Genomic DNA, 25118 nt, shown 5'->3' on the forward strand with positions numbered 1-25118 from the left:
TTCTCGTGTCCCGGTAGGGTAGTGGATATCCTAGAAGCCTGCGGAGCTTTTGACCCGGGTTCAAATCCCGGCCGGGGCGTCTTTTCGGGGTTACACCCCCATCCGCTTTATGATACGCGAGCCCGTCGCGCTTTGCGGGCGCCGACCGCCGGGAAGGTACTACTCTCATCAATGACGGGGCTCAATTCGCCCCGCACGAGTCGGCCCGCGAACCTGACGCTCCCGAAAAATCCGATCCGAAAAAAAACGTGTATCAGGAGTCTTCTTCCTTCGCGGCCGATGAGCGGGCGAGCGTCTCTGCAGGAGGATCCGCATCACCGCCGCGCCTCCGCAGGAAACGCCGGACGTTCGTCGACTCCATCCATCCCTGGTCGAGTTGCGTAACGATCTCGTCGATCCGGCCTGATTGATCGAGGATCTTTCTGATGAGAGGGTCATCGATCATCTCAGCATACCCCACGATCACCTGCAGCGAGTTCCGGATATGATCCCCAAGAATAGCAAACTGCTCGATATTCTTTTCAAGCTGCGCGTATGCCTCCCGTTTCATCTGGTCGGCGAGTATCCGCTCGGTAATATCCATGACGATCAGCATGATGCAGAGCGGCTGTCCGGCATCGTTCTGGACGACACTGCCTGAGACCTGAATGTGAAATGGAGACCGGTCGTTTCGCAACCCGATCGTCTCTTTCATAATCGCGTTGCTATCAAGGATATGGACCGTAATCTCTCCGCCAAAGGTGGGATCCACAAAGAATGCATCCATGTTTCTCCCTGTGATTGCTTCCCCTCGTTCGTATCCGAAGATTGAAGCAAATCCCGGGTTGGCATACATGATGGTCCCGGTGAGATCAGCTATGAGAATGCCGTTAATCGAGGACTCAAGGGCGCTCTCTTTTATTTTGAGTTCTTTCTCGGCAAAGATCCGGTTCGTGATGTCCCTCGCAATCGCTACGATGTACGGTTCGCCGTCGAAGGTGACGGACCGGACGGTGATCTCCACCGGGATCTCCACTCCCCCACGCGACAGCAGCGATGCGATGCAGGTCTGCCGGGATCCGGAGGGGTGATCGCTCTTCTTCCGGACGAGATCGACAAACCGGGCGCTCTGTTGCGGGGAGAGCAGGTCGGCAAACGGGATCGCAACCAGTTCCTCCTTTGAGTAGCCAAGATATGCCCCCGCAGATGCGTTAACGTCCGCAAGTTTTCCGGTCTCCGTACGGATCAGGAATATTGCGTCATGTGTCTGGTCGAGCAGGGCCCTGAACCGTTCGAGTTCCGCAAGCCGGCTCTGGAGTTCCGGGTAGTAACTCTTGTGCAGGGATGCCTCTCCAAGGCCGATGATCTTCTCCCGGAGCAGATCCCGGTCATCAGGAGGTTTAGAGCGCATATTCATAGATCCGTTCGATCTCTTCACAGGTGAGCCTGCGGGGGTTCGTCACCATACAGGGGTCGGTATACGCCTGCCAGGCAAGTGTGGGGATCATCTCCTTCCGGAGGCCGAATCCGGCAAGGGTCCCCGTGATCCCGAGCGACCTCCTGAACGCCGCTACCCCCTCTGCAAGAGAGGCTCGTTCGTCATCTATCGGGCCGATGATCTCTCCTATCCGGTCGTATCGATCCGGTGCCGCCTCGTAGTTGGCCGCGATCACGTGCTCGAGGAGGAGCGTGTTGCACCGCCCGTGCACAAGATCGCAGGCCCCTCCGAGGCTGTGCGCCATCGCATGCACGGCCCCCAGGCTGGCGTTCGAGAACGCGAGGCCGGCATGAAGGCTGGCAAGGAGGGTCGAGAAGCGCAGGTCCAGGTCACCGGGCTCCCGTATGGCCGCAGGCAGTGCGCTCCGGATGAGCCGTAGCGCCTCAAGGGCATGCATGTCGGTCATCGGGGAACTGGCATTGGATACATACGCCTCGACCGCATGGCAGAGGGTGTCCATCCCGGAATCCACGGTCAGTTCCACCGACATCGTCGTCAGGGGTTCGGGATCGAGCAGGGAGATGTCGGGAACGAGTATTTTAGAGATGATGGCGATCTTGCGCTTCTTCACCTCGTCCGTGATGATGGCGAACTGGGAGACGTCGGCGGAACTCCCGGCGGTCGTCGGGATGCAGATGAGCGGCGGCGCGGGAACCGGCACCCGGTCGACGCCCTCAAACGTGAGGATATCCCGCATGTTGGAACTTGCGATCCCGATTCCCTTGGCGCAGTCCATCGGGCTCCCTCCGCCGACGGCGACGATGCCGTTGCACTCTTCGGCCCGGTAGACCTCCATGCCCGACATCACCTCCCCGGCGCGGGGATTGACGGAGACGGCATCAAAGATGGTGAACGATACCCCTGCTTCGGTCAGGCTCTCGCCGACGGCATCCGCCCAGCCTGCGGCCCGGACACCCGGGTCGGTGACGAGAAGCACCTGTTTCATTCTAAAATTGCGTGCATACCGGCCCGCAAGGTGCAGCGCTCCGTATCCGCAGATAAACTCCGGAGCGACAAATTTTCTCAGGTCAAGCTGGCTTCTCGGTATCATTGTATGATGCAGACCATTCCGGGACAGAAAGCAAGACTGCTACCCACCTGTACGAAGTCGGAACCATATATACTTTGGCGATGTGTTCTGAAGGGTAGATAGATATTATGGTGTTGCCGTCGTAGAATACACGCAGATTGTCAGATTCGGTATACGCATCGGGCGCTATTTATATGGATAACAGCGAGTCCACAGGAGAGAAAACCTCTGCCGATCGGATTCTGTCCGCACATAGACCCTGCAGTCATGCAGAGTGACCGCACCTATATCAACCTGTACGGGCTGAGAGGGCGTATGGCCGAGAAGAGTCGTCCGCCACTGCCGCCGTTCACGTATGAAACAGCGGTGCAGAAGGTCCGTATGGCCGAAGATGCCTGGAACTCCCGCGATCCCGATAGGGTTTCGCTTGCCTACAGTATCGACAGCGCCTGGCGCAACAGAACGGAGTTTATCAACGGCCGTGAGGAGATCGTCGCGTTTCTGAAGCGAAAATGGGCAAAAGAGCTCGATTACAGGCTGATAAAAGAGGTCTGGGCGGTTCATGAAGCACGTATCGCCGTGCGGTTCGCATATGAATGGCACGATGATTCGGGTACCTGGTTCCGCTCCTACGGAAACGAGAACTGGGAGTTCGACGAGTCCGGCCTGATGCGCCGCCGCTACGCGAGCATCAACGATCTGCCGATCCAGGAGGGGGAGCGGAAGTATCGCTGGCCGCCGGGACGGCGTCCCGACGATCACCCGGGACTCTCCGATCTGGGGCTATAACCTTCCCGGAGTTTGGGGCAAAGATCGATTCCGGAGCCGCCGCCGGACCGCAACTCTACAGAAAGGGGTGTCGGAGCAGGTTCCGGTCATCCTTCTGTTCAGGCAACCGGTGACTCCCGCCGACCATCCCTGATGGAACCTGCCTCACTCCTCGACCGCGATCTCCGAGATATAGGCCACCGCGAGTTTCGCCCGCCGGATCCGGGTGTTATCCTTGAGGTGCCGCATATCGACGAACTCAGCCTCGTTCACGATCCGCTCGACCTGCCGGGAGAGATCGACCGAGGCATCCCACGGCACTCCCCGGAAGATGACGCCATGGTTGTGAAGCTGCAGCTGCTGCGTTTTCGGACGGTTCTGGTCGGTGAGGGCGGAGAGGCGCTCATCGTTACAGGCGGAGTAGTCTATCCCGAACCCGAAGCTGACCATCGTGTCGCCGTGATACCTCGGCTCATCGTTCTCTTCGAGCCAATCCTCTGCGTTCTCCTCAGCGTTGATGGGGAGGCCGTTCGCTGGCGATGACGCAGCGATAGGTGATCTCTTCACTCCCAGGCTGCAGACCCCATCGACAACGGCCCACATGGCAAGTGCGGCGATACCGGAGAAATCGCGCCTCTGCTCCCGGGCAAACTCGAAGATCGTGCGGTATACGTCAGAGAGCATGATGCTGCCCTCGTCTCCTGCGTCGATGGTGACGATCTCGTGAAACGGCCCGTCGAGCGCTACGTTATACCCGGAGTAGATGGAGAGTTCTCCGGTGTCCTTCACCGGTGTGAAGAAGTCGGGTGTGGCGTTTCCGTCGGTCGGCAGCCATACGACCGAGCCGTGCAGGGTGATCATCTCCCCAAGGAGCGGGAGCGTCTCCGCCACGCCCTCTCCGAGCGCGCCGATCCCGAGCGAGTAGTGGAGAGCTGAAAACGGTATTGCGCGGATGTCTCTTTCGGTCAGGCGGGCGTATAACATCTTCTCCAGGCTGCCGGTGACCCGGAGCGACGCACTCCGTGCAGAGGTCGGCTCGATGGTATAGGCCACGCCGCCCCTCGTGAACGGGGTCCGGGCCAGTTCGTTGATGACCGAGAGGCTGTCCTGCGGTTTTCTGCAGGCGAGGACGGCCTCCCCGACCGTGGGGTAGAGGGAGAATACCGGCGTCACGCCGGCCATATCGAGAACGCTTTTCGGGTACTCCTGCACCCCGGCAAGGGCCAGGACGCCGCTCCGCTCTTTCAATCGTTTCTTTACGGCAAGAAGAACCCGGATGCCCGCACTGCTCAGGTAACTTACTCCTGCAAGGTCGAAGACGACCGACCGGTCGTCGTCCTGCAGCGACGCCTGCACGGCATCGGAGAGCTCTCCCGCACCGTAGCCGTCAAGCCTTCCGCGCATCACGAACGTCAGGATGCCATCTCTTCTCTCGGTCGCTAGGTCCATATGTATCCCGGTACAGGTATCGGAACGCTCCCGGTTATTTTTACCGAACCGTCTCCGGCCTCTTCCACCGACAGAGATGCAACCGCACGTGACCGGACCCTGCTTACTCACCGTAAGCCGCAAAAACACCTACAGAGAACAGATGAAAAGATAGAATGCGAGGGAGGCGATTCGAACGCCCGAACACCTTCGTGACAAGGCCCTCAACCTTGCGCCTTTGACCTGGCTCGGCAACCCTCGCCCTGTTCTTCTCTATACAACGCACTGCAACCATAAAACATCTTGCTCTCCGGGCCCGTGCCCTTGCTGTCCCGGAGGCCGGGAGCCGCCGCCGGACCGCGATCCCGGGTACAGACCTGGACCATGGCGCACCGTGACCCGCGTCGGTGTATATTTATTTGCTCCGCTCCAATAGTTCCGTATGTGGGCCGACATCTCACGGGAGTTCGCTGATTCGCCGTCCCAGGGCCGGGTAGTCCATTTCCTGCTGGAGAACGGGTTCGGCATCAACGAAGAGGGGCGCGTCGTCTGCAACGGCATCGAGATCCCCGCAACGCATATCGGCAGGGCGATCGAGACCGACCGCAGGGTCGTCGATGCCACTGCCCGCCGCATCCTCGATAACCCCGGCCTGGCGAAGATCTTCCTCCGGATGCGCGCCGCGCCCGACCTCTCCCGGGTCGCCGAGGCCCTCGGCCTCTCGGTGATCACGCTCTACCCGAAGGACGCGCACCAGAAGGGGATCGTCGGTGCGGCGGTCGAAGTCCTCGTCGATCACGACCTCCCCATCCGCCAGATCTTCGTCACCGACCCTTACCTCGCAGAAGAGCCGAAACTCGTGATGATCGTGGACGCACCAAGGGTCCCGGCGTCGGTCTACGAACGCCTGCGTGCGCTCCCCCAGGTGCAGCGGCTGGTCATCTGAAGAGTTCCACTTCGAACGCTAGATGACAGATCCGCTCCCTCTGCCTCCTCGGGAGCGCGATTGCGTGCTGCAGCCGCTCTTCGAGCGTGATGGCGCGGGTCCCCTTCACCAGATTGTCTGCGTGGGCAACGATCTTCTCCTCAACCGTCTGGGGCATGCAGTCGCGCGGCACGAGATTGAGGAGCGAGCACTCGTCGGCCGTCAGCCCCCCACCGATGTGCCGCTCGACGATGGCGGCGATTGCCTCATCCAGATCGAACGAGCGGCACAACGCGCCGCCCACCTCCGCGTGGCGGATATCGTGCGTCACGCCCCGGCCGATGTCATGGAGGAGAGCGCCGGCCGCGACCAGGTCGCGGTCGACGGCGCTGTCGGAGGCATAGGTGAGCGCAAGGTCGCGCACCGCCCGGCAGTGGGCGACGACCCCCCCGGAGCACCCCGCGCGCCGGAGGAGGGCGATGCAATCCTCTTCACGCACTCCCGAGGCTCTCCTTGATCTTGTCGACCCTTCTTCTGAGGGCGGTGGCGATGAGTTCGTTGTCGAAGTGTTCGAGCATCGCCTCACAGTTCGGGCATTCGAAGTTCCAGTTTGCCGCATCGGTGAAGGTGTAGACGATGCTGCAGTTCCTGCACATATAAAAGTCGTTCTTCTCCTCGTAGGTGAGCCGGGTATCGAGGTGCTCGAGCACGTCCCGGATCTCTTCCTCGAGCACGTCATGGACGCGGTCCAGCCGGAGGTGCCAGAGGTAGGTGAGCCAGCCGGTCTCGGTGTTCTTCAAACGCCGGTACTCAGCGAGACGCTTCTCGTAGAGCGTGTAGAGCGTGTGACGGACGGTATTAAGGTTGACCCCGGTCATCTCGGCGAGTTCCTCGTCGCTGTGCTCCCCACCCTCGGGGAACCGCCTGATGAGTTCGATACCGTCCTCCCCGATCATGCGCAGGACATAGGCGTTGATTGCCGGATCGTTTAACAGTTCAGTGACGGATACCATGCTCAAATCTCCCCATAGCAGGATAGTCTATAATAGTTATGGTTCAGCATCGATGCGCACCATATTCTGCTCTCAATCTTTAACATCCTTTCCCGTTGAAGGGGCTGCTCGTGCGCGGCCGGCGGTCACTCCCCGAGCAGCCGCCGGACGGCCGCGGTGCTCTCCTCCAGATCCGCGGCAGCCTTCGCCTCGGTTTGCCCAACCCCATAAACGCTCACGACGGCATGCCCTTCCTCGAACTCGGTGCCGGGCCAGGGGATATCGGCGATCCGGGGCGCAAGCGGTGCGAGATCCGCATCAACCTGCATATCCCGCTCCGCAAAGAGGATTCGCCGGACTGCGACCTGCCGGGCCGCAGGCATCGCCGCCGGGATGATCCCGCGGCAGGCGTCCATGTGCATGGCAAAGACGTTCTGCCCCGTCGCCATCTCAACCGTATCCACGGTCGCCTGGAACCGGGGGTTGATCTCGATCGTCCAGGGTCTCTCCCCCGCCATGAAGTCGATCCCGACCGAGCCCACGCATCCGCTCGCGGCAGCGATCCGCTCGGCCGCTGCGATCATCTCCCCGGCAAGCGGGTGGGCGAATGGGGTGACGGAGCCGGCAAACCCGTGCGCGCTCTCGCCCTCCCCCCGCAAGATCTGCCGGTTGACCGCGACGGCCCGCGCGCGCCGGCCGTCGGCGACACAGGAGACGCTCGAGGGGATCCCGTCGACGAGTTGCTGTGCGACATACGGAACGTCCGGCCAGGCCTCCTCCCACCGGCGGAGTTCTTCGGCGGTCTTCACGACTGCGTTCCGCCACCCTCCCGCTCCCCGGCGCGGCTTGACCATCATCGGGTAGTGGTCGGCCCCGGCAAGCGGCGGGACCGGGACGTCCAGCCTCTCGAAGAACCGCTGGATCTCTAGTTTATCCAGGAATCGCTCCACTTTCGCGGGCGGCGTGCCGCAGAGCGGGATCGTCGTCCCGATCGTCTCGGCGCCCGAAGCGACGACCAGCGCGTCGACCGGGTGACGGGCGGCGAGTTCGGCGATCTTCTCCGGGAGTTCGGCGAGGTCGTCGAACCCGAGGCACTCCTCCGTGCACCAGGCAAGATCCTGGTCGCAGAAGTGGTCGACGGCGTAGACCGTGTAGCCGGCCCGGCGGGCCGACTGTGCCACGTGCCGCGTGGCGAACCCCGCAACCAGCACCCGGCCCGTCACCGCTCCACCGTCTTCTTCCCGACCTTCGTCGGCTCGATCCGGATCTTCGCGTCCGGGTACTCCCGGTTGAGTTCCTTCCCCTCGAAGAGGTGGTCGAGGAAGAGGGCGAGGCTCGATATCTCCGAGTGGGGCTGGGTGGTCACCGAGACGTTGTAGTCGGCAAGGCCGTAGATATCGCCCGGCACCTTCTCCGCCCCGACCACGACGAGCACCCGCTCCTCTCCCCGGATCTCGTCGATAACGTCGGTCATCCGGAGCCCGTACATCGTGAGGTGGGCGACCTTGCCGCCGCCGGCCTTCCAGTCCTGGATGCACCGCCGCCACTTGACGTCGTTCTCGACGAAGAACTCCCCTCCCCACCGGTCAGCCACATCCTCGATGCTCGTGATCACGCCGTGGTCGTTCGCGGCGAGGTACATCCCCCGCGCCCCGAGCGCCCGCGCCGCGAGGCCGACATGGGTCGTCACCCGCTGGTCGCGTTCGGGCCGGTGGCCTATCCTGAGTACTGCTACTTCGGGCATATCACTCGTCCCTCTTCTTCGCCCTGATGACACCGTTCTCGATGACGAACGGGAGATCTTCCGTGGTATGCCGGCACTGGCACTCGATCAGCGACTCCTGAATGGAGAGGAGACGCACCTCATCGTCGGAGCGCCGGACCAGGAGGTAGCGCTCGAGACGATCAAGCGATGCCGTGACCGCGCTCTGTTCAAAACCGGTGGCCGCTGCCAGGTCTTCGACCGTAACGCAGCCGGTTGCAGGAATCCGATGATATATGGCCCAATCCAGATCTTCCTCACGCACACCTATTCTTTTTTCCGGATAGACCGATATAGTTATTCATGCGCCGTCTGCACCGATCCGGCTCTACCCGCCGCTATCCGGGCGGATCTCAAGAAGGTGCAGGACGACAGACAGGAAGGGTGGGAACCGAACGATGGTAACTTATGCAGAACTTGCGGACCTTGCCGACGGGCTCTTCGAGGCGAGCGGCGATGACGACGAACTTCTCGCGGAGAGGCTGGATACGCTTGACGGAGAGACCCGGGCAGCCCTGCTCTCCTCCGACTTCCTCAACGCCTACCAGGTCTTCTACTACTTCTTCCGGGAGACGCCCGACGAACTCGCGATGGAGCGGCTGCAGCTCCATGCGGCATCGGACCTCGCCCGGGGGATCGTCGTCGACGAGATCGATATCTACGACCTGATCTTCACGCTCGCCGATGGAGAGCCCGTGCTCCTCCTCACCGACGGTGATACGGTGCTTGCCCGGTTCCGTGGCCCGGAAGCATACGCGGCTATGGTCAGGTACCTGGACGAGTCTCTCTAGAGCGGCGACCGACCGGCGGTGATTAACCGTTCGTCCACCTTCGCCCGCACGACCGCCGGAAGGTCCCCCCAGCGGATGACCGCGTCGTTGATGATGGCGAGGACGCCCGTAACCCCGGTCCCGGGGAGGGTGTCGAGGACGGAGGTGTCGTCTGCCCCGATCCGGTTGCAGATCGCCGTCGCCCAGGCATCCGCGACGGCGACGTCGGGGGAGAAGACCGTCACGGCGTCGGCGATGCCGAGACTGATCGACGGACCCACCGTCGCCGATGAGGTGCAGATCCCGAGGATCTCGTTCTGTGGCGGGAGCAGGAACGCGATACGCCCGCTCAAGGGTGATGCGCCTGCGTAAACGCCTATCTTCACCTCGCGGTCGCTCACCAGAGCGATATCCCCCCCGTTGTCGACGAGACCGAACGCTGCCCCGGCCTCGACCATCGCCTCAACCCCCGCCCAGGCGATGGCCCCCGCCACCGCCGCCATCGGCCCCACCCCGGCCCCTGCTGCGGCCCGGGCCATGCGCCCGACGGTCCGCCCGGGGGACGCCGGCGTATACGGTTCAAAAGTTGCCGAAAAATAGGGGTCGAGGGCGATCTGCCGCTCGACCTCCTGCCGGGCGGCCAGCATCCCGGACGTTGCCGCCGCGACCTCCTCAGGGGTCCCGGCAAGGATGGTCGCGATCGTCTGCCGGAACTCGAAGTGCTCCCGGATCATCCCTGCTGCGAGAGGGCGCCGTGCGGGCATGCCCGGATGCACTTGCCGCAGAGGACGCACCGCTCGGCGATCACCCGGAGGCGCCACTCCTCGTCGAAGGAGAAGACCTCCTGGGGGCAGACGCTGATGCAGGCCCCGCAATCAACGCACTCCGCCTCGTCGAGAGTGATGGCATTCTCCATCACGTGGACCGCGACCCCCATCTCCTCGAGGCGGCGGCGGACCAGGTCCGCGTCCCTATCGGGGACATCGATCAGCACCTCCCCTGCCATCGAGTCTATGTTCGCCTTCTCCACGTTGATGAGGACGCCGGTCTCCTTCACCACCCGGGCGATCACCGGCTCCCGTCCCGGGTCGGCTTTCCCTTTTCGGGAGAAGGAGAGCAGGAGCTTCATCGCCGCCGCCTCCCGCCGAAGAGCTTCCCGAGATCGATCGCCGAGAGAATGCCGACTACCCGGTTCGTCGCGTCAACCACCGGAAGCGCGCTGATGTTGTTCTGCTCCAGTTTCCGGGCGGCGACGTCCACCGGCTCGTCCGGGGTCGTCTTGATCACCTTCCGGGTCATGATGTCTTTGACCTGTCGCAGTTTACCGTCGTTCACCACCGCCTTCGAGACATCGTAGGTGGTGATGATCCCGACCAGCGTGCCGTTCCCGTCGAGAACCGGGAGGTGGTTCGTCTCGTCCTTGAGGAGCCGTTTTGCCGCCACCCGGATCTCCTCGTCCTCCGTGATGCTGATCACCTGCCGGTTCATGATCTCGCGGACGCGGGGGCTGACGGCCGTCTCCCGCATGGGTCTCGCACGTTTTGTCGGGTCGATCCGCCGGGTGGGAAGCGCAAGTTCCATCTTCCCCCTCTCTATCCAGTCCTTGAGTTCCGTCGCAACCGCCCGTGCCCGCCGGTAACTGGAGAGCGATGACGTCCTGACCGTCTCACCGCCGATCTCGACCGAGCCGCTCCTCAAGTCGGCGTAACTGACCTTCGCGAGCGACGGCCGGTCGCGCCGGGGCGTGCCGTAATCGATGATGTCGGTCAGGATATCCTCGTCGCGCACCGCAGTGCTCCGGACGATCCCGGTATCGAGCACCGGGATCGGGATGCCGACGCCGACATACATCGTCACGCCGTAGCCGTTCATCACTGCCGCACGCAGGAACTCCTGGCGCATCTGCTTCATGTCCCCGGTCACCATCAGCGTCCCAAAGCCGCCCCCAGCAGAGTGCTGGGTCCCCTCGCCGACGATCATTCCTTCGGCACCGGCAAGGAAGATCGAGACGCCGCTCCCGATGACCCGGAATTCGGGGTCGTTTGCGAGCGGTGAGAGGGTCCCTGCGCCGGAGTAGGAGACGTTGCCGCACCGCGGGAGGAGGGTGCCCATGTAGGTCTGGAGCGTCCGGTCGGTGGCGTTCGTCGCCGCGTTGTAGCGCTGGTAGGAGTTCCGCGGGTTGACCATGATCGCCTGGTTCATGTCCTCGAGGAGCAGCTCCGTGGTGATGCTCCGGCGCGGGTAGCAGTCGGTCCCGTGAGAGGTTGCCCGCAGCTCGACGGTGCCTCCGGCGACGAGTTCTTCGAGGACGTGGGCGCCGCCGTAGACCTGGTCCTTGGACTCGGCCTCCTGGGTTGCGCCAAGGTAGGCGTCGACCGCCGCTATTCCCGCGTATGCCTCCACGTCGTTGAGCCAGACGCGCTCCATCCGTATGGGGGGGTCGGCGTGCCCGAAGTTGAAGAAGGCACCGGAGGAGCACATTGCCCCGAACGTCCCGGTCGTGACGACGTCGACCTCCGCCAGTGCCCCTTCCTCTCCGAGTGCGTCGACAATGGCCGGCATCTCTTCGGCGGTAACCACTCGTGCACTACCGTCGCGTATCCGGGCATTGATGAGGTCAAGGGACTTTTCCATGAACGTATATTCATTTGGGAATATTTATAGGTGTTGATTATTACTTTTAGTAATATTGACCTGGGATATGCAGGCATTCCGGCAGCGATCGAATCGTGCATGGCTATGCTAAAAAGAAGGGGGGGTTCTAACTCTTCAGTCCCGCCTGTGCAGGGCAACAAGAAGCCCGAGGATGCCGAGCGCCCCGACTACCGCAAAGGGCGCCATGCCTGCGCTGGGTGCCTGGGTCGGGACGGCAGAAAGCGAGGCCGAGGCGGAAGCGGTGCTTCCGGCGCCGACCTGAACGGTGGTCGCCCAGTCGCCGTAGCCGCTGAGCGCCACCCTGACGGCATGGGTGCCGGCGGCAACACCGTCGACGGTCACCGGGGTGATGCCCTTATACGCGTTGTCGATGTAGACCTCGGCGCCGGAGGGGGATGAGGTGACCGCGATGGAGCCGGTCGTCGTGGTTGACTGGCCGGGCTGGAGGGCCGCGCTGACATGGCTCGTGGTTGCACTGCTGACACCGACCGGCGTCGTGTAGTCCTGGTAGCCCGAGAGAGCGACCCTGACGGTGTGGGAACCGACCGCGACGTTCGAGATCGTGTATACTCCTGCCGAGGGGGTCTTGCCCTGGTACTTCTCGTCGAGGAAGACGTCCGCACCTGCCGGGTAGGAGACGACATCGATTGCCCCGGTGGTATCGGAGGGGACGGCCGTCAGCCGGGCGTCGACGTAGCGGGTGACGCCGGAGGTCACGGCCACGGTCGACCTCCAGTCATAGTAGCCGGCAAGATCGAGTTCGATGTTGTGGTTCTTTGCCGAGACGCTGGAGAGCGTCAGGGGCGTCCGGCCTTTGTAGACCCCGTCCATGTAGACATAGGCGCCCGAGGGGGAGGACGTGACCTTGACCGACCCGTACTGCTCGATCGCTGTCAGGGTGAACTGGACGTTCGACTGCTGGCCCGCCCTGACCGTGACGGTCGTGTGATCGGACTGGTAGCCGGACCGTTCAGCGTCAAGGGAGTAGGTGCCGGGGACGAGGTTCTGGATCGTGAGCGGCGCCACTCCGCGGTAGTTCCCGTTTAAGTAGATGGCCGAGCCTGAAGGACTTGACGTGACCCGAATCGAACCGGCGGTCTCGACCGGTTGCAGCGTCGCGTAGACGTTCACGGTATCGCCCATAGCGGGTCCGGAGGGCAGGCCGGCGGAGTACGTGCGGTAACCGCTCTTCTCAACCCGGACGGTGCTGTAGGGCGACCCGGTGGTGTAGACCGGGATATCGATCCATCCTCCGTATGTAGTACCTTGGTACTCTCCGTCGAAATATACGTCGGCACCGTCGATGTTGCAGTGGACGCGGTACCATCCTTCATCTCCTCCGATGCCTGCAGAGACGGCAGGGATGCCGGCACAGAGGAAGAGGAGCGTCATTCCGATGATAAGGGTTCTTAACATGCTCTGTCTCCGATAGATAACAGTCGAATGTCGGCTTTTTGATGGATAATTATTTCTATTTTTGTATCTCCGATTTCTGATACCATTTGATAATACCGGTCGTTTTTCTCAAGGAAAGATGCCCGATGTTACCGGAGATGAACGATCCACCCGACCCGGGTATTTTCATGCCCAGAGGTGATCTGTACTGAGGGAGGCGACCCTCGTTCTCCGGGCAACCCCGTCCACCTTTTTATCCCGCGAGATCAACATGGGGTACTGCATGGATATCCAGAGGTTCATCACCGCGATGGAGCAGGTTGCTCCCCCCGAACTGGCTGAAGACTACGATGCCGGGAAGATCGGTCTCGTCGTCGAGGGGAAGGACGAGATCGGGACCGTCTGCTGTGCGCTTGACGCCACAGAGCGCGTGGTGGAGGCCGCAGTCCGTGCCGGCGCGGATATGCTGGTCGTCCACCATACACCCCTCTGGAGCCCGATCACGGCGGTCCGGGGGCCGATGTCGCACCTGCTCCGGACCATCCTTGCCGCCCGGATGAACCTCTATGTGATGCACACAAACTTCGACCGTGCCGAGGGCGGCGTCAATGACGTCCTGGCATCAAAACTCGGTCTTTTTGCGACCGAGCGGATGACCGTCGGCCTCGTCGGCGACTGCTCCCTCGACGTGACCGAGATCGTCCGCCGCCTCCCCGGCGGGGGGATACGGGTCTACGGCGAGATCGAGACGATCCGCCGCCTGGCGCTCGTGGGCGGCGGCGGGTTTGACCCGGACCTGATCCGGGAGGCCGCCGCCCTCGGGGCGGAAGCCTTCCTCTCGGCGGAACTAAAGCACAGCGTCGCCCGTGCGTCGCCCATCCCCTGCCTCGAGGCCACCCATTACGCCCTCGAGGCCCCGGCCATGGAGGCGCTCTCCTCCCGCATGGGATGGCATTATATCCCTGACCCACCGCACGTAGTGGTAGTTCTATGAGCAGCATCTGGCAGAAGATGGAGCGGGACGGAAAGCTGACACCGGAATTTCGCGCCTGTATCGAGCATGCCTACGGGGAGCGGGGGAGAAAGGCGCTCAGAGCCGTCGATGAGAGGCGGGTGAAGCGCTATCTGGACTTCTTCATCGTGGTGGGCCACAGTGACGAGTATATCGTGGAGGAAGACTTCTGCACCTGCAACGACTTCCTCTTCCGGGGCTGCGAGTGCTGGCACATTCTTGCGGTACGCATCGCCGAGCGGACGGGATTCTACGAATCCTACGACCTCTGGTACCAGGACGTATGGAAACGTTAACGGTGTAGCGCAAACAACTATATCAGTTCCAGTCATACGTTGATCATACTGCGTGATTTTCAATGCTCGAAGAAGAATATACGCTCGATTATTTCCGATCCCAGGGATTTGTGCGGAAGATCTGCAAGAGTTGCGGGGCTGCTTTCTGGACCCGGGACCCTGAACAGGAACTCTGCGGCGACGCTCCGTGTGTGACGTATAACTTCATCGGCAACCCGGTCTTCAAACCCCATACCGTTGACGAGATGCGGGAGGCGTTCCTCTCGTTCTTTGAGCGGCACGGTCACACGCGCCTCCAGCGCTACCCCGTAGCCGCACGGTGGAGAGACGATATCTACCTCACCATAGCATCCATCGCCGACTTCCAGCCGTTCGTCACGAGCGGGGTCGTTCCCCCGCCGGCAAACCCGCTGACCATCTCCCAGCCCTGCATCCGCTTAAACGACCTTGACTCGGTAGGGAGATCCGGGCGCCACCTGACACTCTTTGAGATGATGGCCCACCACGCCTTCAACACCCCCGAGGAACAGGTCTACTGGAAGGAGGAGACGGTTGCCCTCTGCGACGAGTTCATTGCGTCGATCGGCGGCGACCTTAACCGTGTCAGTTACAAGGAGCACCCCTGGTACGGCGGCGGGAACGCCGGGGCCTCCGTCGAGGTGCTCATCGGCGGCCTTGAGGTCGCGACGCTGGTCTTCATGAACCTCGGGCGGCAGAAGACCGATCAGCCGCCCGTCGATGTGAACGGGGAGCCGTACTATCCGATGCGGCTGAAGATTGTGGATACCGGCTACGGCCTCGAGCGGTTTGTCTGGGCCTCGAAGGGTTCGCCGACGATCTACGACGCGGTCTTCCCGGAGATGGTGAGCCGCCTGATGCGCTCGTCTCACCTCGAGCACCTCCTTGACAACCCGGAGTTCACGAAGATCATGGGGCTCAGCGCCCGGTTCGCCGGGGTGATGGACATCTCCGGGACGAACCTCTACAACCTGCGGCGGAAGGTCGCCGAGGCGATCGACGTGCCTGTCGAGCGGCTCGAGCGGATCGTCGTCCCGATCGAGAAGGTCTACTCCGTCGCCGACCACACCCGCTGCCTCGCCTACATGCTCGGCGACTGCATCGTCCCCTCGAACGTCCGCGAGGGGTACCTCGCCCGGCTGGTGCTTCGCCGGACGCTCCGGATGATGAACGACCTTTCGATGGACGAAGACCTGGGGGACCTGATCGAGGCGCAGATGCAGGTCGTCGGGACCGGGAACTTCGGGCAGAGCGTCGATGTGGTCAGGGAGATCGTGGAGAGCGAGGAGGAGCGGTACGCCGCGACCCTCGAACGCGGGACCCGGATCGTCCAGAAGATTGCCCGGAACTACAAGGCGAAGAGCACCCGCGTCCCTCTCGCAGAGGTGATCACTCTCTACGACTCGCACGGCATCCCGCCTGAGATGGTGAAGGATGTCGCTGCCGCCGAGGGGGCTGTCGTGGAGGTTCCCGACAACTTCTACTCGCTGATCGCCGACATCCACTCGGAGGCGCAGAAGGCAGCGGAAGGAGAGGACCCGCTTGCTCCGTACCGCGAGCGGGCGAAGACGCTCCCTCCGACGAAGAAACTCTTCTACGACCTGCCGAACGAGGTTGAGTTCGAGGCGATGGTGCTCGACTACTTCGACGGGATGGTGGTGCTGGACCAGACGCTCTTCTACCCCGAGGGAGGCGGTCAGCCGTCCGACACCGGCACCCTGGTGACGTCCGAGAGCATGGTCCGGGTGGAGGAGGCGACGAAAGTCGGGGAGGTGATCCTCCACCGGGTCACGGGAGGTCCCCTGAAGCGCGGCGAGCGGGTGAAGGGAATGGTGGACGAGGAACGCCGGCGATCGCTGATGCGCCACCACACGGCGACCCACGTCCTCCTGCACGCCGCAAAGAAGGTGCTCGGCGTCCACGTGCACCAGGCGGGCGCCCAGAAGGGGAGCGAGACCTCGCGCCTTGATGTCCGGCACTACACGCATATCACGCCCGACGAACTCAAGCGGATCGAGATCGAGGCGAACCGCCTGGTCATGGCCGATACACCGGTCTATATCCATATCGAGGAGCGGACGAAGGCCGAGCAGAAGTACGGGTTCGACCTCTACCAGGGAGGGGTGCCGCCGGGCCGGGAGATCAGGACGGTGCGGGTGGCGAGCGACGTGCAGGCGTGTGCGGGTACGCACGTCCGGACGACCGGCGAGATCGGTTTCATCCGGGTCATCGGCGTCGAGCACATCCAGGACGGCGTCGAGCGGCTGGTCTTTGCGGCCGGCATCGCCGCCGTGCATGCCGTGCAGCATATGACGGATCTCCTCCAGGCATCCTCCGATGTGCTGAGCGTCCAGCCCGAGAACCTGCCGGCGGCGGTAGCGCGCTTCTTCTCGGAATGGAAGGAGCAGAAGAAGGAGATCGAGCGGCTCCAGAAGAGCGTGGTGGACCTCCAGGCGCAGCACCTCGAGGGCGAGATGGTCGACGGGGTCCGGGTCGTCGTCAGGCAGGTGGATGCGGCCCAGAAGGAACTCGTCGATCTCGCGAGCAGCGTCTCGGCAGAGGGCGGCGTGGCGCTCTTCGTGTCGGGAAACGGAAACGTGAAGGTGGTAGCAGCCTCCGGCGTACCGATGGTGAACGCCGCCGATATCGTGAGGAAGGTATGCGGCATCCTCGGCGGGAAGGGCGGCGGTAAACCGACGCTTGCGCAGGGTGCCGGAACAGACGCCTCCCGGCTTGATGAGGCGCTGGAGCACGGACGCAGAGAGATCCTTGAAGCACTCCATGGTTGACGATGTTGTAGTTATCCAGCCGGGCGATGAGCGGGCTCAGAAGATCGCCCGGGCAATGGCGAGCCAGACGGCGAACGCGGTTATTCAGGCTTTCGGCAGCGGGCCGCTGACGTCCTCAGAGGTTGCCAGGGCGATGGCGATCCCGATCACCACCGCCTCCTACCACATCGAGAACCTCCTCGACGCCGGGATTCTTGAGGTTATGGAGACCCGCTGGAGCGAGAAAGGGCGCGAGGTGAAGGTCTACGGTCTTGCGAACCAGGTGTTCATCATCGCGCCGCCGGTGAGCGATCTGCGGTCGGTGCTCCAGAAGTACGCGACGCTCTTTGCGGTCGCCATCTTCGCGAGCCTCAGCCTTGCGACGTTTCTTCCGGTGGTCATGCCGGGGATCCAGGCCATGCCGCCCGGCCCGATGGCCTCCGGTGGAAACGGCGAAGAGGTCGTGACGCTCCGGACACCTGCCTTCGATGCCGCCGGGGGACTGCCGGTCCACGACCTGGTGATGGGGTTCTTCTTCGGGGCCTGCGCGGTGCTGCTCGCGCTCCTGGTCTACGAGGTCTACTACTGGTGGCGGACCTCCCCGCGGGCGGAAAAAGGGAGAAACGGATAAAAGAGGTCTGGTGAGGGGGTATCAGGGGATCTTTATCGTCGCCCCCTGACAGATCCGGCTCCCTGGGGTTGCCCGCTTCCTGCTTCAACCTTTGCCCCGCATTTGGGGCATCTTGTCTTCTTTGGATTGATCTCTGCACCGCAACTGTAGCACTTTGGCATGGTCTATCACCACAATATGCCTGATCGGAGTATGACACCATAAGGCTATCCCATCGGGATCCTGCCGTAAATTCCGGCGGCAGCCGGAAACCACGGAATATTGGCTTATCTACGTCGAACGCCGTTTCTCTTTCGTGAGATCCGTTTGTCTTGCATTTAAGGCAGGCCGGATGCCGGCCCTGTGACCGGGGATGGAAGGCAGGTCCTGTCCGGGGAAGAAGAGCTGAAGCACACGGCAGTTAAAAACCCGAAACACTCCTGAATTCGCCGCAGGATGCCACCACGGCATATGAATAACCTTTTTGCGATCGCGGGGGGGCGATGACGGCCGCCATCACCCTCTTCATCGGGACGTCGACGTTCTTCTGGATCATGAGGCGCCCGGGCCCGAGATCGGCAGCACAGGCCTATGGGGATTGCAGAGCCGGCCGCGCACCATTGCCGGCATCCAGAACCGTGATATGTACAGAGGGCGTATGAAACAGTGTTTCGGGACGAGCTCGCATGCCGCGCCGTGCAGGCAAAACCCCGGCGAGCCGTAGATCATGAGCAGCGCAATGGAGATCCTTTCAGCGACTCTGGTCCTCTCATCCGAGCTCCTGCTCCGGACGGTCCCGATCGTCATTATCGGCGTGCTGATCGCCGAGATCTTGATTGCTCTCCGGATCACCGAGAGGATCGCGAGCGTTGCCTACCCGGTCACGACCTTCTCCCACCTCCCCCGCGAGTGCGGAGCGAGTTTTCTCCTGGCATTCGTCTCGCCGCAGGCGGCGGACGCGATGCTTGTCGACTACTACCATAAAGGGATGATCGGGCGGGGCGAGCTCGTCGTCGCGGCGCTCATCAACTCCTTCCCGTCCGTCGTCATGCACTGGCGCTACCTGATCCCGGTTTATGTCCCGCTGCTCGGGGTCTTTGGCGTGATCTACTTTGCCATCCTGATGGCGATTGGGTTTCTCAAGACCGGGATCGTCATGATTGCCGGGCGGATGCTTCTCCCGGCGGTTCCGGCGACCCGGACGCCGGAGGAGCATTCCGGGCGGACGTTACCCCCGAAAACGGCCCTGAGAACCTCCCTCCGACCGGCCGCGAGAACCCTCCGCCGGATCCTCGGGATTATGATCCCGACGCTCGTCGTTGTGGCGTTTCTCATCGAGGCCGGGGTATTCGACGCCGTTGCGGCGCATCTGGAGGGCGCGAGCAGGCTCTTTCCCATACCGCCCGAAGGCCTCGCGATCATCGCGGCAAAGTTCGGGTCGTACATCGCCGCAGCAAGCCTTGCGTCTGGACTGCTCGCTGCCGGTGATATGGTCGGCAGGGATATTGTCGTCACGCTGCTCGTGGCGAACCTGCTGACCAGCGTCGTCACCTACCTGCGCTGGCTCGGGTCCTTTTATGTCGCGATCTTCGGGCCGAAGCAAGGCACCGAGATCATGCTCCTCTCGGTCGCGCTCCAGGACGGCCTCCTGCTGGTGACGATCTTCCTGCTGGCCTGGTTCTGGTGAATGACGACCCTGCGTCATTGGACCTTCTCCGTCGTCTCCCGCACCCACCGGTGCCGGTCCTCCCAGGCTTCCCAGACCGCCGCAGTCCAGCGCATCAGCGCCTCTTCCTTCTTCGCATCCGTCGCGGCCAGAAGGATGTCCATCACGGTCAGCTCTCCCCGGTCTTTGGGGGGTTCCAGCCGGGGCCAGTCCCTTCTTCTCCCGATCTTCATATGGACAAGCTGCACCTGCCGGCCTGTATACCCTCTTTCCACAGCGAGGTAGAGCCCGATGAGCGCGAACACCGCCGTTATCGGGCGCATTCGCTCTCCAACGTGTTGCGCCGCGTAGGCGTCGACTGCGTGCTGGTGGACGAACCCGGCGTCCTGCTGCACGAGGGTCCAGCAGGTCAGGTCATAGTACGCCTCCAGGCACTCGCCCGCGGCGTTGTAGCGCTCGGGAGGGTCGAGATCTCGCTCGGGCTGACTCTGCCCGCATCCGGGACCGACGACAAAATTGCTGCCGGTCATGACGTATTTCTTTGATCCGGCGCCGTCATACTTGTTTTCGCCGGTGCACCTGCAACAGAACATTTTTCATACAGGAGCGATGAGGGCCAGAGAAAATAGGAGGGAGATACAATGGCAGAAACAAGTCTCATCGCTGAACCCGGAAAGCAGGAGATCATCATCACGCGGGAGTTCGACGCGCCGCGTGACCTCGTCTTCAAGGCGTGCACGGACCCCGAGCTGGTAGCGCAGTGGTGGGGCCCGAAGGGCACCACGACCACGATCGAGCAGATGGATGCGAAGCCGGGCGGCACATGGCGCGTCGTCCAGCGTGACGCCGGGGGGAACACGTTCGCGATGCACGGCGTATTCCATGACGTCACCCCGCCCGAGCGGGTCGTCGACACCGTCGAGTACGAGGGCATGCCGGGCCATGTCGTGCTCGAGACGGAGACGCTCGAAGACCTCGGCGGCGGCAGGACAAGGATGACGGACCACCTGGTCTTCCAGTCAGTCGAGGATCGCGACGCGATGCTCCAGCCGGACATGAAGGAAGAGATGGTTTCGACCACAGAACTTCTTGCGGAGGTTTTGCAGCGCCAGATCTCGCAGAAGCAGGCTGCGCCGGCGCGATAATCCTGGAATGGAGCAGGGTAGTGCCGCAGGCCGCCGGGAGTGGCCCGGTGGCACCGGCACTACCCCACGCCGTAGAGCACCCTCTTCGTCGTCTCCCGCACCCACCGGTGCCGGTCCTCCCAGGCTTCCCAGACCGCCGCAGTCCAGCGCATCAGCGCCTCTTCCTTCTTCGCATCCGTCGCGGCCAGAAGGATGTCCATCACGGTCAGCTCTCCCCGGTCTTTGGGGGGTTCCAGCCGGGGCCAGTCCCTTCTTCTCCCGATCTTCATATGGACAAGCTGCACCTGCCGGCCTGTATACCCTCTTTCCACAGCGAGGTAGAGCCCGATGAGCGCGAACACCGCCGTTATCGGGCGCATTCGCTCTCCAACGTGTTGCGCCGCGTAGGCGTCGACTGCGTGCTGGTGGACGAACCCGGCGTCCTGCTGCACGAGGGTCCAGCAGGTCAGGTCATAGTACGCCTCCAGGCACTCGCCCGCGGCGTTGTAACGCTCCGCAGGACCGAGGTTCCGGTCGGGGAGCTTCACCCCGCATCCGGGGCAGACAGTGAAAGCGCTACTGTTCATGAACTATGCCAGTTCTGGCGTCATCGCACTTCTTCGCATCGGTGCGTATGCAGGCGAGGAAGTTTTTTATGCAGGGGGTCCCGATCACGGAAAAATTGGAGGGAACGGCAACATGGCAGAAGCAACACTGACGGAAGAGAGAGGAAGGTTATTCATCCAGCGCATCTTCGCGGCATCGCGCGAACAGGTCTGGAGGGCGTGGACGGACCCGGAGGTGATAGCGCAGTGGTGGGGGCCGGCGGAGTTTACAGCGCCGGTCGTCAAAGTCGACCTCCGCGAGGGGGGCAGGTACCTCTTTGCCATGCGCTCGCCCGAAGGCCAGGAGGTCTGGAGCACCGGTGAGTACCGCGAGATCGTCGCGGGTGAACGGCTCGTCTTCACCGATTCGTTTGCGAACGCCCAAGGCAACGTGGTCCCGGCCTCGACCTACGGGATGAGCGGGGACTGGCCGCTGGAACTCCTGGTGACGGTGACGTTCGAGGAGCACAGCGGCGGGACGAAGATGACCCTGCGGCATGAAGGCATCCCGGCGGGCGAGCCAATCGAGCAGGTCGAGGCCGGGTGGAACGAGTCGTTCGACAGACTCGCAACCGTCCTCGGGTAGCCGGGACCTGATGCCCCGGGTTCTCCCGGCCTGCAGGACCCGGCGGGAACGGGTAGCCTTATGGCTGGAGTGGAGCGTGCATCCCTATGGTTAGTCTCCTGGTCCCCCTCATCCTGCTCGGCGTCGCCGTCGTGGGGGCGGCGGTCACGATGCGCTACCGGCGCGAGATGCGTGCCGTCCGGGAGCAGATCAAAGGCCCGGGAAGCCGGGTGGTCCGGACCGGGTGCGGGCCGATCGGGTATGCCCGGTCCGGGGACGGCTACCCGGTGCTCGTCGTCCACGGCAACGCGGGCGGGTTCGACCAGGGTTTGCTGCTCGCCGGGTGGACCATCGACCAGGCGCTCCAGGTCATCGCGCCGTCAAGGTTCGGCTACCCCGGCACGCCCATGCCTTCGCGTGCGAGCGTCACCATGCAGGCGGACGCCTTCGCCTGCCTGCTTGATGCCCTCGCGATCGAGCGGGCCGCCGTCGTCGGCTACTCGGCAGGCTCCGCCTCGTCGATCCAGCTCGCCCTGCGCCACCCGGAGCGCGTCTCGGCGCTTATCCTCGTCGAACCCGTTGCGCCGGGGAAGGGGCCGGTCATGCCGAGACCCATCTTTACCGTCTTCTTCAGGAATGATTTCGTGTACTGGGCGACGGTCACCTTCTTTCGGCCGATCGTAGAAGGAGCGTGGGCCGGCGTGCCCCGAGGAAAAAGGCTCACCCCGAACGATAAGGCCGAAGTCAGGACGCTGCTTTCAAGCCTCCTCCCGGTCAGCGCCCGGGTCGACGGAAGCTCTTTTGACACTTACGTCTCAACCCCCGGCCTGCTCAACGCCTCCGGCAATGACTACCCGTTTGAGAAGATCCGGGCCCCCACGCTGGTGGTCAGCGCCGTGGACGATCCGCTGGCGCTCCACGAGAATGCACGCGCCCTTGCACGGAGGATTCCCGGCGCCCGCCTCCTCGCCGTGCCGGGGGGCGGCCACATGCTTCTTGGGCATCACGAAGAAGTCCGGCAGGGGATTACGGAGTTCCTGCACGAGAACGGCATTCCCGGCCTCTCTCCAAACGAGAAGGTGAAATGATCATGGCAACGAAGATGGAAATGCGGCCGGGCCGCTACGCGCCCGTGAACGGGCTTTCGATGTATTACGAGATCCACGGCGCCGGCAGGCCGCTGGTGCTCCTTCACGGCGCCTTCATGACGATCGAGGGGTCGTTTCAGCGGATGCTCCCCACCCTTGCAGAGACCCGGCAGGTCCTCGCCGTCGAGCAGCAGGCTCACGGCCGTACCGCCGACATCGACCGCCCGCTGACCTACGGGGGGATGGCGGCGGACACCGTCGCCCTCCTCCGGCACCTGGGGGTCAGCGAAGCCGACATCTTCGGCTACAGCATGGGGGCCGCCATCGCCCTCGAGATCGCCGTCCGGCATCCCGACGTCGTGCACAAACTCGTCCTTGCCTCGCCGAGTTACACGAGAGAAGGGTCCTACCCCGAGATGTACGAGGGGGAAGAGAACCTGAAGCCCGAAGACCTGGCCGGCACCCCGTTCGCGGAGGAGTATGCCCGGACGGCGCCGAACCCGGATGCCTGGCCCCGGCTCATCGAGAAGGTGAAGCAGCTGGACCGAGAGTTCCGGGGCTGGACGGCTGAGGAGATCCGGTCGATCCGGGCGCCGACGCTCGTCATCATAGGCGACTCCGACGTCAACCGCCCCGAACACGCGGTCGAGATCTTCCGGCTGCTCGGCGGCGGCGTGCCGGGGGATATCGTCGGGCTCCCGGCGTCCCGGCTCGCGGTCCTCCCCGGCACGACCCATATCACGCTCATCGACCGCACCGACTGGCTGCTTGCGATGATCGGGGAGTTCCTCGATGCACCCGCGCCGGAGGCGGGGGGGGCATGAACCCCGGGCGGTCGCCCCCGGCCTTCTTCCTCCTGATCTTCGTTCTCTCCCTCCCGTTCCTCCTCTTTGCCGCAACACCCCTCCCCGGCCCGCTGAACCTCCCCGTGAGCGCGTTCATGCTCGTCTGCCCGGCCCTGGCGGCCGCGATCCTGGTCCGGCGGGAGGAGGGGGCCGGCGGCGTAAGAAGACTGTTCGCCCGGGTTCTTGACTACAAAAAGATCCGGCCGGTTTGGTATCTCCCCATCATCCTCCTGATGCCCGCGATCATGCTCCTCTCCTACGGTGTGATGCTTCTTTTTGGCCTGCCGCTCCCCGCCGACCCTTTCGTCCCGTATCTCCTGATCCCGGTCTTCGTCCCCCTCTTCTTCATCGCCGCTGCGTTCGAGGAAGCGGGATGGATGGGATATGCCGCCGACCCCCTGCAGGAGCGGTGGAGCGCTCTCGTGACCGCCCTGATCCTGGGAGTGGTCTGGGCGGAGTGGCACTCCATCCCCTGGCTCCTGCTCAACACCCCCGCCTGGGCGGCGGGGCAGGCACTCTCGACAGTCGCGCTCCGGGTCGTCATCGTCTGGCTCTACAACAACACAAATGGGAGTGTCTTTGCGGCAACCCTCTTCCACGGCATGATGAACGTCGCCGAGTTCTCGTTCCCGAACCTCGGCTCCCACTACGACCCGGTCGTCACCGGGGGGATCGCGGCGGCCGTCGCCGTCGCCGTCGTGTTCCTCTGGGGGCCGGAGACGCTTGCCCGATTCCGGCATGGGCGCCTGCGTGGCCCTTGCTGCCGGCTCTCCTGACCGGAACCTTTATAGTTAGGCATACCCTAACTAATGAGCATCGACTATGGCGGCGAGAGTTGAGCACCTGTTCGAAGTCCTTGACCGCCTGATCGCCATCAGAAACGAATGTTCGAGCCAGATCTTTGCCGAGTGCGGCCTCGCGGATATAACCGTGAAGCAGATCGCGTATCTACGCACGATCGACGGCCACGCCGACGTGACCTTCAGCCGGCTCGCCGAGATCACCGGGACCTCGAAACCCACCGTCACGGAGATGGTCAACAAATTCGTCAGGATGGAATGCGTCTACCGGGAACGATGCCCCGGTGACGGCAGGATCGCCTACATCCGTCTCACCGAAAAAGGGCGGATGATAGCAGAAGCCGAACAGAACGCCCTCTCGCGAATGATCGAGAGGATGACGCAGACGCTCGACGATGCCGAGATCGACCTTCTGGTCAAGATTCTCGGGAAAGTCCGGTAATTTTTTCGCCGGCGGCATAGTTAGGGAAAGCAAAACTAATTTATTGGAGTAATCATGCACTCACCACAACCCGATAT

28 protein-coding genes and 2 tRNA genes are annotated in these 25118 nt (G+C 63.0%); 15 read left to right on the plus strand and 15 right to left on the minus strand.

Annotated features, from left to right (window positions below; translation table 11 throughout):
• The first annotated feature begins 7 nt into the window (after nucleotides 1-7).
• Nucleotides 8-79 (plus strand) — tRNA-Arg (locus tag PLN84_RS05220).
• 174 nt (nucleotides 80-253) lie between these two features.
• Here the strand turns inward: PLN84_RS05220 and PLN84_RS05225 are convergent.
• Nucleotides 254-1390, minus strand: coding sequence for a PAS domain S-box protein (locus PLN84_RS05225; protein WP_292386090.1), 1137 nt, complete (start codon nucleotides 1388-1390; stop codon nucleotides 254-256).
• Nucleotides 1380-2528 carry an alcohol dehydrogenase-like regulatory protein ErcA gene (gene ercA / locus PLN84_RS05230; protein ID WP_292386091.1) on the minus strand — a complete coding sequence of 383 codons (1149 nt, stop codon included), beginning with the start codon at nucleotides 2526-2528 and terminating at the stop codon, nucleotides 1380-1382. The genes PLN84_RS05225 and ercA overlap by 11 nt, the downstream gene beginning before the upstream one ends.
• A gap of 294 nt (nucleotides 2529-2822) precedes the next feature.
• Here ercA and PLN84_RS05235 point away from each other — a divergent pair, with 294 nt between their 5' ends.
• Nucleotides 2823-3296: a nuclear transport factor 2 family protein gene (locus tag PLN84_RS05235; RefSeq protein ID WP_292386093.1), complete on the plus strand. Its 474-nt coding sequence runs from the start codon at nucleotides 2823-2825 to the stop codon at nucleotides 3294-3296.
• A gap of 144 nt (nucleotides 3297-3440) precedes the next feature.
• Here the strand turns inward: PLN84_RS05235 and PLN84_RS05240 are convergent, their stop codons facing one another.
• On the minus strand, nucleotides 3441-4724 hold the full coding sequence (locus tag PLN84_RS05240; protein ID WP_292386095.1) for an STAS domain-containing protein: 1284 nt from the start codon (nucleotides 4722-4724) through the stop codon (nucleotides 3441-3443).
• Between the two features lie 156 nt (nucleotides 4725-4880).
• A tRNA-Leu gene (locus tag PLN84_RS05245) sits at nucleotides 4881-4965 on the minus strand.
• A 180-nt stretch (nucleotides 4966-5145) separates the two neighbouring features.
• On the opposite strand from PLN84_RS05245, the gene PLN84_RS05250 reads away from it, so the two are divergent.
• Nucleotides 5146-5649, plus strand: a complete 504-nt coding sequence (locus tag PLN84_RS05250; RefSeq protein WP_292386098.1) for a regulator of amino acid metabolism, contains ACT domain protein — start codon at nucleotides 5146-5148, stop codon at nucleotides 5647-5649.
• On the opposite strand, the gene PLN84_RS05255 is transcribed toward PLN84_RS05250, so the two are convergent.
• The 5 genes from PLN84_RS05255 to PLN84_RS05275 form a co-directional block, all read right to left on the minus strand.
• Nucleotides 5642-6127 carry an HD domain-containing protein gene (locus PLN84_RS05255; RefSeq protein ID WP_292386099.1) on the minus strand — a complete coding sequence of 162 codons (486 nt, stop codon included), beginning with the start codon at nucleotides 6125-6127 and terminating at the stop codon, nucleotides 5642-5644. The genes PLN84_RS05250 and PLN84_RS05255 overlap by 8 nt on opposite strands.
• Nucleotides 6120-6641: a transcription factor gene (locus tag PLN84_RS05260; RefSeq protein WP_292386101.1), complete on the minus strand. Its 522-nt coding sequence runs from the start codon at nucleotides 6639-6641 to the stop codon at nucleotides 6120-6122. Before PLN84_RS05260 ends, PLN84_RS05255 begins: the two co-directional genes overlap by 8 nt.
• 125 nt (nucleotides 6642-6766) lie before the next feature.
• Nucleotides 6767-7843, minus strand: a complete 1077-nt coding sequence (locus tag PLN84_RS05265; protein ID WP_292386102.1) for an ATP-grasp domain-containing protein — start codon at nucleotides 7841-7843, stop codon at nucleotides 6767-6769.
• The gene (locus PLN84_RS05270) at nucleotides 7840-8364 is read right to left on the minus strand and encodes a tRNA (cytidine(56)-2'-O)-methyltransferase (RefSeq protein WP_292558938.1); all 525 of its coding nucleotides are present in this window, start codon (nucleotides 8362-8364) and stop codon (nucleotides 7840-7842) included. Before PLN84_RS05270 ends, PLN84_RS05265 begins: the two co-directional genes overlap by 4 nt.
• Before the next feature lies 1 nt (nucleotide 8365).
• Nucleotides 8366-8647, minus strand: coding sequence for a MarR family transcriptional regulator (locus PLN84_RS05275; protein ID WP_292386104.1), 282 nt, complete (start codon nucleotides 8645-8647; stop codon nucleotides 8366-8368).
• Between the two features lie 133 nt (nucleotides 8648-8780).
• Here PLN84_RS05275 and PLN84_RS05280 point away from each other — a divergent pair, with 133 nt between their 5' ends.
• Complete coding sequence (locus PLN84_RS05280) at nucleotides 8781-9173, plus strand: hypothetical protein (RefSeq protein WP_292386105.1); 393 nt, start codon at nucleotides 8781-8783, stop codon at nucleotides 9171-9173.
• On the opposite strand, the gene PLN84_RS05285 is transcribed toward PLN84_RS05280, so the two are convergent.
• The 4 genes from PLN84_RS05285 to PLN84_RS05300 form a co-directional block, all read right to left on the minus strand.
• Entirely contained in the window at nucleotides 9170-9886 is a 717-nt protein-coding gene (locus tag PLN84_RS05285) for a UPF0280 family protein (RefSeq protein WP_292558939.1), read from the minus strand. The genes PLN84_RS05280 and PLN84_RS05285 overlap by 4 nt on opposite strands.
• Nucleotides 9883-10281 carry a 4Fe-4S binding protein gene (locus tag PLN84_RS05290; protein WP_292386108.1) on the minus strand — a complete coding sequence of 133 codons (399 nt, stop codon included), beginning with the start codon at nucleotides 10279-10281 and terminating at the stop codon, nucleotides 9883-9885. The genes PLN84_RS05285 and PLN84_RS05290 overlap by 4 nt, the downstream gene beginning before the upstream one ends.
• On the minus strand, nucleotides 10278-11786 hold the full coding sequence (locus tag PLN84_RS05295) for a homocysteine biosynthesis protein (RefSeq protein ID WP_348531960.1): 1509 nt from the start codon (nucleotides 11784-11786) through the stop codon (nucleotides 10278-10280). Before PLN84_RS05295 ends, PLN84_RS05290 begins: the two co-directional genes overlap by 4 nt.
• Before the next feature lie 135 nt (nucleotides 11787-11921).
• Nucleotides 11922-13223 carry a PEGA domain-containing protein gene (locus tag PLN84_RS05300; RefSeq protein WP_292386110.1) on the minus strand — a complete coding sequence of 434 codons (1302 nt, stop codon included), beginning with the start codon at nucleotides 13221-13223 and terminating at the stop codon, nucleotides 11922-11924.
• A 262-nt stretch (nucleotides 13224-13485) separates the two neighbouring features.
• Here PLN84_RS05300 and PLN84_RS05305 point away from each other — a divergent pair, with 262 nt between their 5' ends.
• The 5 genes from PLN84_RS05305 to PLN84_RS05325 all read left to right on the plus strand — a co-directional run bounded on the left by PLN84_RS05305 (nucleotide 13486) and on the right by PLN84_RS05325 (nucleotide 19593).
• Nucleotides 13486-14196: a Nif3-like dinuclear metal center hexameric protein gene (locus PLN84_RS05305; protein ID WP_292558937.1), complete on the plus strand. Its 711-nt coding sequence runs from the start codon at nucleotides 13486-13488 to the stop codon at nucleotides 14194-14196.
• Complete coding sequence (locus tag PLN84_RS05310; RefSeq protein WP_292386112.1) at nucleotides 14193-14510, plus strand: SWIM zinc finger family protein; 318 nt, start codon at nucleotides 14193-14195, stop codon at nucleotides 14508-14510. Before PLN84_RS05305 ends, PLN84_RS05310 begins: the two co-directional genes overlap by 4 nt.
• 62 nt (nucleotides 14511-14572) lie before the next feature.
• Complete coding sequence (gene alaS / locus PLN84_RS05315) at nucleotides 14573-17317, plus strand: alanine--tRNA ligase (protein WP_292386113.1); 2745 nt, start codon at nucleotides 14573-14575, stop codon at nucleotides 17315-17317.
• Nucleotides 17310-17927: a helix-turn-helix domain-containing protein gene (locus PLN84_RS05320; RefSeq protein WP_292386114.1), complete on the plus strand. Its 618-nt coding sequence runs from the start codon at nucleotides 17310-17312 to the stop codon at nucleotides 17925-17927. Before alaS ends, PLN84_RS05320 begins: the two co-directional genes overlap by 8 nt.
• A gap of 718 nt (nucleotides 17928-18645) precedes the next feature.
• On the plus strand, nucleotides 18646-19593 hold the full coding sequence (locus tag PLN84_RS05325) for a nucleoside recognition protein (RefSeq protein WP_292558935.1): 948 nt from the start codon (nucleotides 18646-18648) through the stop codon (nucleotides 19591-19593).
• Between the two features lie 14 nt (nucleotides 19594-19607).
• Here PLN84_RS05325 and PLN84_RS05330 read toward each other — a convergent pair whose 3' ends face one another.
• Nucleotides 19608-20102, minus strand: a complete 495-nt coding sequence (locus PLN84_RS05330) for a DUF5946 family protein (RefSeq protein WP_348531961.1) — start codon at nucleotides 20100-20102, stop codon at nucleotides 19608-19610.
• A gap of 111 nt (nucleotides 20103-20213) precedes the next feature.
• On the opposite strand from PLN84_RS05330, the gene PLN84_RS05335 reads away from it, so the two are divergent.
• Nucleotides 20214-20717 (plus strand): SRPBCC family protein, encoded by a 504-nt coding sequence (locus PLN84_RS05335; RefSeq protein WP_292558933.1) that lies wholly within the window; start codon nucleotides 20214-20216, stop codon nucleotides 20715-20717.
• A 59-nt stretch (nucleotides 20718-20776) separates the two neighbouring features.
• Here PLN84_RS05335 and PLN84_RS05340 read toward each other — a convergent pair whose 3' ends face one another.
• A complete protein-coding gene (locus PLN84_RS05340; protein ID WP_348531962.1) occupies nucleotides 20777-21283 on the minus strand; it encodes a DUF5946 family protein in 507 nt (168 codons plus the stop codon).
• A gap of 112 nt (nucleotides 21284-21395) precedes the next feature.
• Between PLN84_RS05340 and PLN84_RS05345 the strand changes: the two genes are divergently transcribed.
• From PLN84_RS05345 to PLN84_RS05365, 5 genes are all read left to right on the plus strand, one after another.
• Nucleotides 21396-21887 carry an SRPBCC domain-containing protein gene (locus PLN84_RS05345; protein ID WP_292386117.1) on the plus strand — a complete coding sequence of 164 codons (492 nt, stop codon included), beginning with the start codon at nucleotides 21396-21398 and terminating at the stop codon, nucleotides 21885-21887.
• Between the two features lie 86 nt (nucleotides 21888-21973).
• Nucleotides 21974-22954: an alpha/beta hydrolase gene (locus tag PLN84_RS05350; RefSeq protein WP_292386118.1), complete on the plus strand. Its 981-nt coding sequence runs from the start codon at nucleotides 21974-21976 to the stop codon at nucleotides 22952-22954.
• Between the two features lie 2 nt (nucleotides 22955-22956).
• A complete protein-coding gene (locus tag PLN84_RS05355; protein ID WP_292386119.1) occupies nucleotides 22957-23778 on the plus strand; it encodes an alpha/beta hydrolase in 822 nt (273 codons plus the stop codon).
• Nucleotides 23775-24575, plus strand: coding sequence for a CPBP family intramembrane glutamic endopeptidase (locus tag PLN84_RS05360; RefSeq protein WP_292386121.1), 801 nt, complete (start codon nucleotides 23775-23777; stop codon nucleotides 24573-24575). Before PLN84_RS05355 ends, PLN84_RS05360 begins: the two co-directional genes overlap by 4 nt.
• A gap of 46 nt (nucleotides 24576-24621) precedes the next feature.
• Entirely contained in the window at nucleotides 24622-25041 is a 420-nt protein-coding gene (locus PLN84_RS05365) for a MarR family winged helix-turn-helix transcriptional regulator (protein ID WP_292386122.1), read from the plus strand.
• Nucleotides 25042-25118: the final 77 nt, after the last annotated feature.

It is taken from the genome of Methanoculleus sp. (assembly GCF_035363275.1).
In the GTDB taxonomy this organism is placed as follows: domain Archaea; phylum Halobacteriota; class Methanomicrobia; order Methanomicrobiales; family Methanoculleaceae; genus Methanoculleus.

Bases quoted from the DNA above. Each gene is read 5' to 3' on its own strand.
- PLN84_RS05335 (WP_292558933.1), top strand. From the start codon at position 20,214: ATGGCAGAAACAAGTCTCATCGCTGAACCCGGAAAGCAGGAGATCATC.
- PLN84_RS05285 (WP_292558939.1), bottom strand. From the start codon at position 9,886: ATGATCCGGGAGCACTTCGAGTTCCGGCAGACGATCGCGACCATCCTT.
- PLN84_RS05320 (WP_292386114.1), top strand. From the start codon at position 17,310: ATGGTTGACGATGTTGTAGTTATCCAGCCGGGCGATGAGCGGGCTCAG.
- PLN84_RS05330 (WP_348531961.1), bottom strand. From the start codon at position 20,102: ATGACCGGCAGCAATTTTGTCGTCGGTCCCGGATGCGGGCAGAGTCAG.
- PLN84_RS05325 (WP_292558935.1), top strand. From the start codon at position 18,646: ATGGAGATCCTTTCAGCGACTCTGGTCCTCTCATCCGAGCTCCTGCTC.
- PLN84_RS05280 (WP_292386105.1), top strand. From the start codon at position 8,781: ATGGTAACTTATGCAGAACTTGCGGACCTTGCCGACGGGCTCTTCGAG.
- PLN84_RS05225 (WP_292386090.1), bottom strand. From the start codon at position 1,390: ATGCGCTCTAAACCTCCTGATGACCGGGATCTGCTCCGGGAGAAGATC.
- PLN84_RS05340 (WP_348531962.1), bottom strand. From the start codon at position 21,283: ATGAACAGTAGCGCTTTCACTGTCTGCCCCGGATGCGGGGTGAAGCTC.
- PLN84_RS05350 (WP_292386118.1), top strand. From the start codon at position 21,974: ATGGTTAGTCTCCTGGTCCCCCTCATCCTGCTCGGCGTCGCCGTCGTG.
- PLN84_RS05310 (WP_292386112.1), top strand. From the start codon at position 14,193: ATGAGCAGCATCTGGCAGAAGATGGAGCGGGACGGAAAGCTGACACCG.
- PLN84_RS05355 (WP_292386119.1), top strand. From the start codon at position 22,957: ATGGCAACGAAGATGGAAATGCGGCCGGGCCGCTACGCGCCCGTGAAC.
- PLN84_RS05345 (WP_292386117.1), top strand. From the start codon at position 21,396: ATGGCAGAAGCAACACTGACGGAAGAGAGAGGAAGGTTATTCATCCAG.
- PLN84_RS05295 (WP_348531960.1), bottom strand. From the start codon at position 11,786: ATGGAAAAGTCCCTTGACCTCATCAATGCCCGGATACGCGACGGTAGT.
- PLN84_RS05360 (WP_292386121.1), top strand. From the start codon at position 23,775: ATGAACCCCGGGCGGTCGCCCCCGGCCTTCTTCCTCCTGATCTTCGTT.
- PLN84_RS05240 (WP_292386095.1), bottom strand. From the start codon at position 4,724: ATGGACCTAGCGACCGAGAGAAGAGATGGCATCCTGACGTTCGTGATG.
- PLN84_RS05300 (WP_292386110.1), bottom strand. From the start codon at position 13,223: ATGTTAAGAACCCTTATCATCGGAATGACGCTCCTCTTCCTCTGTGCC.
- PLN84_RS05235 (WP_292386093.1), top strand. From the start codon at position 2,823: ATGGCCGAGAAGAGTCGTCCGCCACTGCCGCCGTTCACGTATGAAACA.
- PLN84_RS05305 (WP_292558937.1), top strand. From the start codon at position 13,486: ATGGATATCCAGAGGTTCATCACCGCGATGGAGCAGGTTGCTCCCCCC.
- PLN84_RS05260 (WP_292386101.1), bottom strand. From the start codon at position 6,641: ATGGTATCCGTCACTGAACTGTTAAACGATCCGGCAATCAACGCCTAT.
- PLN84_RS05290 (WP_292386108.1), bottom strand. From the start codon at position 10,281: ATGAAGCTCCTGCTCTCCTTCTCCCGAAAAGGGAAAGCCGACCCGGGA.
- PLN84_RS05365 (WP_292386122.1), top strand. From the start codon at position 24,622: ATGGCGGCGAGAGTTGAGCACCTGTTCGAAGTCCTTGACCGCCTGATC.
- PLN84_RS05250 (WP_292386098.1), top strand. From the start codon at position 5,146: ATGTGGGCCGACATCTCACGGGAGTTCGCTGATTCGCCGTCCCAGGGC.
- ercA (WP_292386091.1), bottom strand. From the start codon at position 2,528: ATGATACCGAGAAGCCAGCTTGACCTGAGAAAATTTGTCGCTCCGGAG.
- alaS (WP_292386113.1), top strand. From the start codon at position 14,573: ATGCTCGAAGAAGAATATACGCTCGATTATTTCCGATCCCAGGGATTT.
- PLN84_RS05270 (WP_292558938.1), bottom strand. From the start codon at position 8,364: ATGCCCGAAGTAGCAGTACTCAGGATAGGCCACCGGCCCGAACGCGAC.